Source organism: Janthinobacterium sp. Ant5-2-1, assembly GCF_001445815.1.
GTDB lineage: Bacteria > Pseudomonadota > Gammaproteobacteria > Burkholderiales > Burkholderiaceae_D > Janthinobacterium > Janthinobacterium lividum_E.
On sequence record NZ_LNCE01000109.1, the window covers coordinates 1 to 9,571 of the forward strand.

Consider the following 9,571-nt stretch of genomic DNA (forward strand, 5'->3'; position numbering starts at 1 on the left):
GCTATTCACAGCGCAAGGATTTGCCGTTTCAAACGGTGTTTGGGGAGGGGGTATTGGCTAGGATCGTGCACGCAGAGCAACGTAGGTCGGATTAGCGGCGGCACGCCGCGTAATCCGACACATTGTTGGCTCCGGTGGTGTCGGATTACGCGCGGCGATGCCGCGCTAATCCGACCTACCGTGTTTTACTGCGCCGCCACCTTGGCTGGCTCCGCCACTACCGGCGTCATCTTCAACGAACGGCTGAGGAAGCCCCAGCGATCGGCCACTTCTTCGATCTGCTTGGTCGTCGGCTTGCCGGCGCCATGGCCGGCCTTGCTGTCGATGCGGATCAGCACGGGCGCCGCGCCGCCTTGCGCTGCCTGGGCGGCGGCGGCGAACTTGAAGCTGTGGGCAGGCACGACGCGGTCGTCGTGGTCGGCCGTCGTGATCATGGTGGCCGGATAGCAGCCGCCCGCCTTCAGGTTGTGCAGCGGCGAGTACTTCACCAGCGCCTTGAACTGTTCGGCGTCGTCCGACGAACCGTAGTCAGGTACCCAGCCCCAGCCCACGGTGAACTTGTGGAAGCGCAACATGTCGAGCACGCCCACTTGCGGGATGGCCGCCGCGAACAGGTCCGGACGCTGCGTCATGGCCGCACCGACCAGCAGGCCGCCATTGCTGCCGCCGCCGATCGCCAGCTTCGATGGCGAGGTGACCTTGTTGTCCACCAGCCATTGCGCCGCGCCGATGAAATCGTCGAACACGTTTTGCTTGTTCAGCTTGGTACCAGCCTGGTGCCAGGCTTCGCCATATTCTCCGCCGCCGCGCAGGTTGGCCATCACGTAGACGCCGCCCATTTCCACCCAGGCCAGATTCGCCACGGAGAAGCTCGGCGTGAGCGAAATATTGAAGCCGCCATAGCCGTACAGATAGGTCGGATTGGAACCGTCGAGCTTCATGCCTTTTTTCGAGACGATGAACATCGGTACCTTGGTACCGTCGCGGCTGGTAAAGAATTGCTGGCGCGTTTCAAAGGCATTCGGGTCGAAATCAACCTTCGGCTGGCGGTACACCGTGCTCTTGCCCGATTTCATGTCGTAGCGGTAGATGGTCGCTGGCGTCGTGAAGCTGGTAAACGAGTAAAACGTTTCCGTATCGCCACGCTTGCCCGCAAAGCCGCCGGCCGAACCGATGCCCGGCAAGGCCACTTCGCGCACCAGCTTGCCGTTCAGGCCGACGATCTTGATTTGCGTTTGCGCATCTTTCAAGTAGTCGAGCACCAGCTGGTTGTTGATCAGGTTGACGGCGACGAGGGTTTCCGCCGCTTCCGGCACGATTTCTTTCCAGTCGGCAGGGGCAGGTTTGCGCGTATCGATGGCGATCACGCGCGATTTTGGCGCCTTGTTGTCCGTCTTGAAGAAGAACACGGGGCCGTCATTGTCGATGAACGAGTACGAAGCGTCGAACGCTTCCAGCAAGCCCACGACCTTGGCATTCTTCTGGCGCAAGTCCTTGTAGAAGATGCGGTTCTTGCGTTCCGTGCCTTGCGTGGCCGTGATGATCAGGTAATTGCCGTCGTCGCTGACGGTGCTGCCGCCAAACGCCCATTCCTTCTGGTCCGGACGGTCGAAGACCAGTACGTCGTCGCTTTGCGGCGTGCCGATCTTGTGGAAGTACAATTTCTGGAAGTAATTGATATCGGCCAGCTTGGTGGCTTCATTCGGCGCGTCATAGCGGCTGTAGAAGAAACCGGTGTTGTCCTTGGTCCACGAAGCGCCGGAGAACTTGGCCCACTTGATGTGGTCCGTCAAATCCTTGCCCGATTCGATGTCGCGCACTTTCCACTCGTTCCAGTCGGAGCCGGAGGCGGACGTGGCATACGCCAGGTACTTGCCGTTCGGGCTGATCGAAGTGCCGGCCAGCGCCACCGTGCCATCCGTCGACAGGGTGTTCGGGTCCAGCAGCAGGCGCGGTTCGTCCGTCAGTTTTTTCACCGTGTACAGCACGGCCTGGTTCTGCAAGCCGTCATTGCGGCTGTAGAAGTAACGGCCGCCCTGCTTCGTTGGCGTAGAGAAACGCTCATAGTTCCACAGCTTGGTCAGGCGCTGCTTGATCGCGGCGCGCTCGGGGATGGTGCCCAGGTACGACTGCGTCAGCTTGTTTTGCGCCGTGACCCAGTCGCCCGTTTCCGCGCTGTTGGCGTCTTCCAGCCAGCGGTACGGATCGGCGATGGTGGTGCCGAAATAGCTGTCTTGCTGGTCGACTTTTTTGCTGACTGGATACGTCACGGCAGCGCCGTCGCCGGCCGGGCACGATGGCGTCGCGGCACTTTGCGCCAAGGCATTGCCACCGAAAGCGGCCATCAAGCTGAATATGAGGGTTGCACTACGTAATTGCATGGGTTGTTGTCTCATTGTTGGATGTCGAGGAAAGCAGGCCGCACACACACGCTGCGGCTGCCCATGTTGACTTTCGCCAAGAGAAATCATAGCGCGGATTGCCACTTTTAAAGCACAGTTATCCGGTGGATTTGCCGTCTTTTGTTTGGCAAATTTACATGGATTGCCATGATAAATCTCGCTTTCGACGGAATCGGCAAACTGACGTTCATGCAAGAAACATTATCAAAAGCAAAGTCGTTTCATCAAGTTGTCATAAATCTTCTTTACTATCGGCAACATGTTCATGGCCCGTCCAGAGGCCGTGCCGCCACAGCCTCCTATGCACACTCTCGCCCTCCCTTCCGCCACCGCCGTGCCGCCCGGCGCGACGCCATCGAACGTGGCTTACCTGAAACCGCCATCGCTTCCCATAACCATCGAAGGGACGGATGCCTTGCACGAGATCCTCGCGGGCCGCAAGCTCAGCGCGCTGTTCCAGCCCATCATCCACATGCACAGCGGCGACATCATCGGCTACGAAGGCTTGATACGGGGACCGTCCGACAGCCCCCTGCACGCGCCGATGAATCTGTTCAAGGTGGCGCGCGCGCACGACCTGACCCTGGAAGTGGAGCACCTGTGCCGCCAAGTGGTGCTCGAACGCTTCGCCGAACTGCAGTTGCCAGGAAAACTGTTTCTCAACGTCAGCCCCGAATGCCTGCTGCTGCGCAATGCCCGCCATGGCGAAACCCTCGAATACATCGAGCACATCGGCATCAATCCGGACCGTGTCATCATCGAGCTGACGGAGAACCAGCCCACTTACGATTACGAGCTGATGCGCGAAGCCGTGCTGCACTACCGCAACATGGGTTTCCAGATCGCCATCGACGACCTCGGTGAAGGCTTTTCCAGCCTGCGCCTGTGGTCGGAACTGCGCCCGGAATACGTGAAGATCGACATGCATTTCATCCAGGGCATCAATAATGATCCCGTGAAACTGCAATTCGTGCGCTCGATCCAGGAAATCGCGGAGAAATCGGGCACCCTGGTGATCGCCGAAGGTATCGAGGCACAAACGGAATTGCTGGTCTTGCGCGACCTGGGCGTGGCGTTCGGCCAGGGCTACCACCTGGGGCGGCCCAACGCGGTGCCGGCGCGCGCCCTGCCGGCTGAAGTGGTGCAGGCGCTGGGACGCAATGGCGTGGCCGTGTATCCGCAGCGCAGCAGTCTGGAAAAGAATGGCGCCAGTATCCGCAAGTTGTTGCACAAGGTGGCGGCCGTGTCGCCGCAGCTCAACAATAATGAGGTGTACGACATCTTCCTGAAGGAACCGAAGCTGATGATCATCCCCGTCGTCGATGACGGCGTGCCGCTGGGCCTGATCAGCCGCTTCGAAATGATTGACCACTTCGCCCGCCCCTACCAGCGCGAACTGTATGGCAAGAAATCATGCAGCCTGTTCATGGATGCCACGCCCCTGATCGCGGACCACGAGACAAGCTTGCAGGAACTCAGCTACACCATGGTGCAGTCGGATGCCCACCACCTGTTCAACGGTTTCATCATTACCGAACACGGCCGCTACCTGGGCATGGGCACGGGACATGACTTGATGCGCGAAATCACGCAGATGCAGATCAATGCGGCCCGCTATGCCAACCCGCTGACGCAACTGCCCGGCAACGTGCCCATCAACGAACATATCGACCGTTTATTGCACAGCGGCAGCCGCTTCTGGGTCTGCTATTGCGACCTTGACCACTTCAAGCCCTTCAACGATGTGTACGGCTACCGCAAGGGCGATGACGTGATCCAGTTGACGGGAGAAATCCTCAGCAGCCATTGCGACCCGAACCGCGACTTCATCGGCCACATTGGCGGCGACGATTTCATGATCCTGTTCCAGAGCGAAGACTGGGAAACGCGCTGCCAGGCCATGCTCGACGACTTCGCGGCCGCCATCCTCGCCTATTACAGCACGGGTGACTGCGAACGGGGCGGCTACATCAGCGAAGACCGGCAAGGCAAGAAAGTGTTTTACTCGTTGATCAGCCTGTCGCTGGGCGTCATCAAGGTCGAGGCGCACCAGTACTACACGCACCACCAGATCGCCACGCAGGCGGCCGAAGCAAAGAAGCAGGCAAAGAAAATCCACGGCAACAGCCTGTTCCTGGACCGGCGGCAAGGCGCGGGCGTGGCGCGCATGGATGCCTAGCCTGGAGCAATACTCTACGCGCGATCAAATACGCACAAGGTCGCCAAACGCATTGCTGCTGCGCGCATCGGGCAAGAATGCCAGGCTGATGTGCGTGCCCTCGCGGCGCGCCTGCACGCGGTAGCTACCTGCGGGCACGTCCACGAACAGGCCGCCGTATGCCGTGTCCGGTTCCAGGCCGCCGCCCGTGACGTCTTCTCCGGCGCCGATGAAGACGCGTCCCGAGACGACGGACAAGTGCACAACTACCTGCGGCTCGGCAAGTTCGGCGTTCAAGGCGAGTTCATACGCGCCGTCATCACCCACGTTGAAAAACGCCACTTGCCCCGCGTTCACGGCCGCCAGTTCCGCACTGGGGATGCTCCACCAGTCGCAGTCATCTTCCAGCTTGTGGCGCAAGAGGGCGGGGTCGAACACGCACAGGGTAGCCGTCCCGGTCACGATTTTGACGCCCGTGCTTGGCGTCATGCGGCCAGCGGCGCCGGTCCCAGCAGGGGCTGGCTCTCCACGTACTGCGCGCTCGCTTGCGCCTGCCATGGAAAATGGCCATCGCGCGACGGCCAGACGATCTGGTACAAGCTAAAGTCATCGCCCTGGTAATACCAGCGCGCGTAGCCGACGTAGTCGCGGTATTGCTCGACGGGCACGCGCACGAAGGCGCACTGATGGCCTTCCAGCAAGACGTCCGTGGTGGCCGTAAAATCCGTGATGGCGCCGCTGCGCGCGGCGTCCAGCGCCACGTCGAGTATCCGGTGGGCCATGGAATGGGGCAAGCCCATGATGAGAAATTCGGGCTGGCCGAAGCTGTGGCTAGCGCCTATCGTGAAGGCATAGCCGGGGCCTTCTTCATCGGCGCCGATATGCACGCCATGCCAGCCATGCGTGGCGATGTCGTCGATGACTTTTTGCTCGGATGCATCCTCGCCTGCCTGCCTTACCATGCTCCACCTTTCACTGTGCCGAAAACCACGCCGCCTTCGCGACATGCCTGCCGGCAATTATCGCATGCGGCACGCGTCCCTGCGCGCACGGTGACGGCGGGTCAGTCGGACGGTGGCAGAGGCGGAAAGCGCAGCTGGCGCCATTGCCGCATGCGCTGCTGCGCTTCTTGCAGCTGTGCCGACTCCAGCCTGGTGGCAGCCGCCTCCCTGGCCCTGGCCGCCCCGCTGTCGCCCCCCTCGGCCGCCAGCGCCAGCCACATATAGCCGCAGACGGGGTCCCTCTCCACGCCGCGCCCGCTGTTGTACATGCCGCCCAGGTTGTACTGGGCCAGCGCATGGCCCTGGCCGGCCGCGCGCGCATACCATTGCACGGCCAGACCATCGTCTTGCGGCACGCCATGGCCGTTCGCATACATGACGCCCAGGTTATTTTGCGCGCTGGCGTCGCCCTGGTCGGCAGCCGTGCGGTACCAGCGCACGGCGCATACTTCGTCGCGCTCCACGCCCTGGCCATTGGCATACATCACGCCCAGGTTGAACTGCGCATTCGACGCGCCCTGGGCCGCCGCCCGGGCATACCAGTCGAGCGCCTGACGCAAGTCGCGGGTGACGCCGCGCCCGCCCGCAAACATGCCGCCCAGATTGTATTGCGCCATGCAATGGCCTTGCAGGGCGGCGCGCCGGTACCAGGCGACGGCGCGCGCCTCGTCCTTGTCGACGCCCTGGCCGCGCGCCAGCATCAGGCCCAGGTTGAACTGGGCGTCGGCGTCATCCTGTTCGGCCGCCCGTTGCAGCCAGGCATAGGCGCGCAGCTGGTCGGGCGCCACGCCCGAGCCTTCCGCATACGCCACGCCGAGTTGCCGCTGCGCCACGGCCAGCCCCTGGGCAGCGGCCTGGTGGAACCAGGCCAACGCCTGCGCATCGCTCTGCACCACGCCCTGGCCACGCTTGTAGACGAGCCCCAGGTTCAGCTGCGCTTGCGCATCGCCCTGCAAGGCTGCCTTGCGGAACCAGGCCAGGGCCAGCGCATCGTTCTTTTTCGCCCCCAGTCCCTGGGCATACGCTTCGCCCAGCAAGGATTGCGCGCTGGCCACGCCCTGTTCGGAAGCGCGGTAAAACCACGCCAGGGCCAGCTCGTCGCTCTGCAGCACGCCGCGTCCCTTGCGGTACATCTGCCCCAGGTTTTGCTGGGCCGACGCATCGCCTTGGGCGGCGGCGCGGCGAAACCACAGCACGGCGTCGGCGTCGCTCTGCGCCACGCCACGGCCGTGGTAATACAGGGCGCCCAGGTGGTTCTGCGCGAACGCCAGCCCTTGCAGCGCGGCCAGGCGCAGCCAGACAAAGGCGCGCGCATCGTCCTGCGCCACGCCTTCGCCCTTCTTGTACATCAATCCCAGGTTGAACTGGGCGTAGGCATTGCCCTGCTCGGCAGCCGTGCGGAACCAGATATACGCCTGGTGGCTATCTCTGGCAGTATGGTCCTTGTCCATGTGCGCCCCCATCCACATTGCGCTTGCCGGCAGCACGCGCAAAACGGCGGCCCAGGGCGGCGAAATCGTGTGTTGCTTAAATTTTAAATTCGATGCGGGGGAAGGACTTGAGCAGGCTCAAACGAAATAACAAAATCATATCGTTTTGATGAGCCCGCTTAGAGGGGAAACGGCGCTCAGCGGCGCGATGGATGCTTTTGCAGGAATTGCGGCACCTTGGCGGCGGCCAGCTTGTTCAGCGACACGAGCAAGTCCGCGTCGACGTCGGCGATGCCGTAGCTGCTGCGCAAATGGCGGCCGATATGTATCAGCACTTGCGCCGCCACTTCCGCATCGGATTCAGCCCTGTGGGCGGCGCTCTTGAAGGCGATGCCCAGCTGGCTCGACAACAAGCCCAGCTTGTAGCTGGCCATGCCGGGAAACACGCGGCGCGACAGTTTTAATGAACACACGAGCGACTGGTGTGCCGGTGTCAGGTTCAGCCTGGCGCTTTCCGCGCGCAGGAATTTTTCATCGAAGCTGGCATTGTGGGCCGACAAGGCATCGCTGCCGATGAAATCCAGCAATTGCGGCACCACTTCGGCCACGGGCGGCGCCTTGTCGACCATCGCCTGCGTGATGCCCGTCAAGCCCGTGATGAACGAGGGAATGCGCGCATTGCAGTTGATCAGGGTCACGTAACGGTCCGTGATCCGCCCGCCCTCGATGCGCAGCGCCGCCACTTCCGTGATGCGGTCGCCCATGTCGGGCGACAGTCCGGTCGTCTCGAAGTCGATCATGACGATCGGTTTGTCAAACACATTCATGAAGTCAGGCTCTTTCTGCGATGCTGCGGTGGACCAGCTTAGCCGAACTTGCGTACGGCGTCCAGCGCGAGACCTGCGCCAATGCTGCCGAACAAGTCACCCTCGACCTTGCGTGCGGCCGGCACCAGGGCGGCGATCTTTTCGCGCAGCAAGCGCACGCCGCTCGAGCCGCCCGTGAAGAACACGGTGTCGACGGCTTCCGGCGCCACACCCGCGTCGCGCAGCAAACGCAGCACGGTGTCTTCCACGGAGCCGCACAGGTGGCCGATGGCTTCGTCGAACTGCGCGCGTTTGAGCAGCAGGCTTTGCGCGGGCGACAAGCGGTCCAGCTCGAGCTGCACTTCGGCCGCGTCGGACAGGGCGATCTTGCCCTCTTCCACTTTCATGGCCAGCCAGTGGCCGGCGCGCTCGTCGATCAGCTTTTGCAGACGCCCCATCTTGTCTTGCTCGCGCGCATCGCGGCACACATCGGCCAACTGCACCCAGATCTTCTTCGTGTAAGCCAGGTTGATCGTGTGCCACGTCGCCAGATTGAAATAATAGCTGGACGGCACTTCGCTATTGTTGTGCAGGCGGCTGCCATAGCCGAGCAGAGGCATGACGGAAGACAGGCTCAGGTATTTATCGAAATCCGTGCCACCGATATGTACGCCGCCCGTGGCAAGGATATCGTCACGCCGCTCGGCCTTTTTCGCCCGGTCCGGCGACAAGCGGACCAGCGAAAAGTCGGACGTACCACCGCCGATGTCGGCGATCAGCACCAGCTCTTCCTTGGCGATCTGCGACTCGTAGTCAAACGCTGCGGCAATCGGCTCGAACTGGAAGGCGACATCCTTGAAGCCGACGGAGCGCGCCACTTCGGCCAGGGTGTCCTGCGCCAGCTGGTCCGCTTCCGCGTTGTCGTCGATAAAGAAAACGGGACGGCCGAACACGGCGGACGAGAATTCGCGGCCGGCGGACTGCTCGGCGCGGCGTTTCACTTCGCCAATGAATTGCGCCAGCAACATACGGAACGGCAGCGCGCGGCCACCCACTTCCGTCTGGCCATCGATGAGACTGGTACCCAGCAAGCTTTTCAGCGAGCGCATCAAGCGCCCCTCGTAACCGGCCAGATAGCCAGCCAGCGCCGCGCGGCCAAAACTGACTTCCTCGTCTTCCGCATTGAAGAAGACGACGGACGGTAAGGTCGTCTTGCCATCTTCCAGGCCGAGCATGGTGCTCTGCCCGGGACGCGCCCAGCCTACCGTGGAATTTGACGTGCCGAAATCGACGCCGCAAGCATTGGCCATGTCGACCCTTCCCTGAATAAAGGGGCGTTATGTTATCAGAAGGCAGGCCATTGCACCAGCAAAACCCGTTCAGCCCGGTCAACATCACAAGCTTGCTTTGCATCAAGTGCCGGCCGCACGCAAAAGATACTCTTAGGAAATTAACGCCGAGCAACTCGGCCAGCTCCCGGAGACCCATCGTGCCCCATGCTCCCCTGCGCCACCTGTCCGCTGCCTTGCTGGCGGCTTTCCTCGTTTCCCTGGCCGGCTGCGGCGGCGGTTCGGCCGACACCCAGGCCGGCGCCGGTTGCGGGCTGCACAGCACGGCAGGCTGTGGCGGCAGCCCGCCACCCCTCAATCCGCCCGTCACCCCGCCTGTGACGCCACCCGTAATTCCGCCCGTCACGCCGCCCGAGCCGGCCACCCTGGCCAGCGCCGTCAACCTCGTGTTTTCCAGCACGGAACTGGCCTCGGCGGGCCTGGCC

7 protein-coding genes and 1 pseudogene are annotated in these 9,571 nt (G+C 62.3%); 2 read left to right on the forward strand and 6 right to left on the reverse strand.

The window, feature by feature from the left end:
* Positions 1 to 185: 185 nt before the first annotated feature.
* Positions 186 to 2,381, reverse strand: a complete 2,196-nt coding sequence (locus tag ASN89_RS25090) for a prolyl oligopeptidase family serine peptidase (protein WP_152988686.1) — start codon at positions 2,379 to 2,381, stop codon at positions 186 to 188.
* A 322-nt stretch (positions 2,382 to 2,703) separates the two neighbouring features.
* On the opposite strand from ASN89_RS25090, the gene ASN89_RS25095 reads away from it, so the two are divergent.
* Positions 2,704 to 4,581, forward strand: a complete 1,878-nt coding sequence (locus ASN89_RS25095) for a GGDEF domain-containing protein (RefSeq protein WP_235502074.1) — start codon at positions 2,704 to 2,706, stop codon at positions 4,579 to 4,581.
* A gap of 24 nt (positions 4,582 to 4,605) precedes the next feature.
* On the opposite strand, the gene ASN89_RS25100 is transcribed toward ASN89_RS25095, so the two are convergent.
* From ASN89_RS25100 to ASN89_RS25120, 5 genes are all read right to left on the reverse strand, one after another.
* The gene (locus tag ASN89_RS25100) at positions 4,606 to 5,049 is read right to left on the reverse strand and encodes a DUF6386 family protein (protein WP_058051154.1); all 444 of its coding nucleotides are present in this window, start codon (positions 5,047 to 5,049) and stop codon (positions 4,606 to 4,608) included.
* On the reverse strand, positions 5,046 to 5,522 hold the full coding sequence (locus ASN89_RS25105) for a DUF4262 domain-containing protein (RefSeq protein WP_046685106.1): 477 nt from the start codon (positions 5,520 to 5,522) through the stop codon (positions 5,046 to 5,048). Before ASN89_RS25105 ends, ASN89_RS25100 begins: the two co-directional genes overlap by 4 nt.
* A gap of 101 nt (positions 5,523 to 5,623) precedes the next feature.
* Positions 5,624 to 7,012, reverse strand: a complete 1,389-nt coding sequence (locus tag ASN89_RS29600; RefSeq protein WP_058051157.1) for a tetratricopeptide repeat protein — start codon at positions 7,010 to 7,012, stop codon at positions 5,624 to 5,626.
* A gap of 176 nt (positions 7,013 to 7,188) precedes the next feature.
* On the reverse strand, positions 7,189 to 7,818 hold the full coding sequence (locus ASN89_RS25115) for a PolC-type DNA polymerase III (protein ID WP_170846245.1): 630 nt from the start codon (positions 7,816 to 7,818) through the stop codon (positions 7,189 to 7,191).
* Positions 7,819 to 7,856: 38 nt separating this feature from the next.
* Positions 7,857 to 9,107: an Hsp70 family protein gene (locus ASN89_RS25120; RefSeq protein ID WP_058051155.1), complete on the reverse strand. Its 1,251-nt coding sequence runs from the start codon at positions 9,105 to 9,107 to the stop codon at positions 7,857 to 7,859.
* Positions 9,108 to 9,286: 179 nt separating this feature from the next.
* Between ASN89_RS25120 and ASN89_RS25125 the strand changes: the two are divergent.
* Positions 9,287 to 9,571 (forward strand): annotated as a pseudogene (locus ASN89_RS25125) (hypothetical protein); the annotation flags it as partial.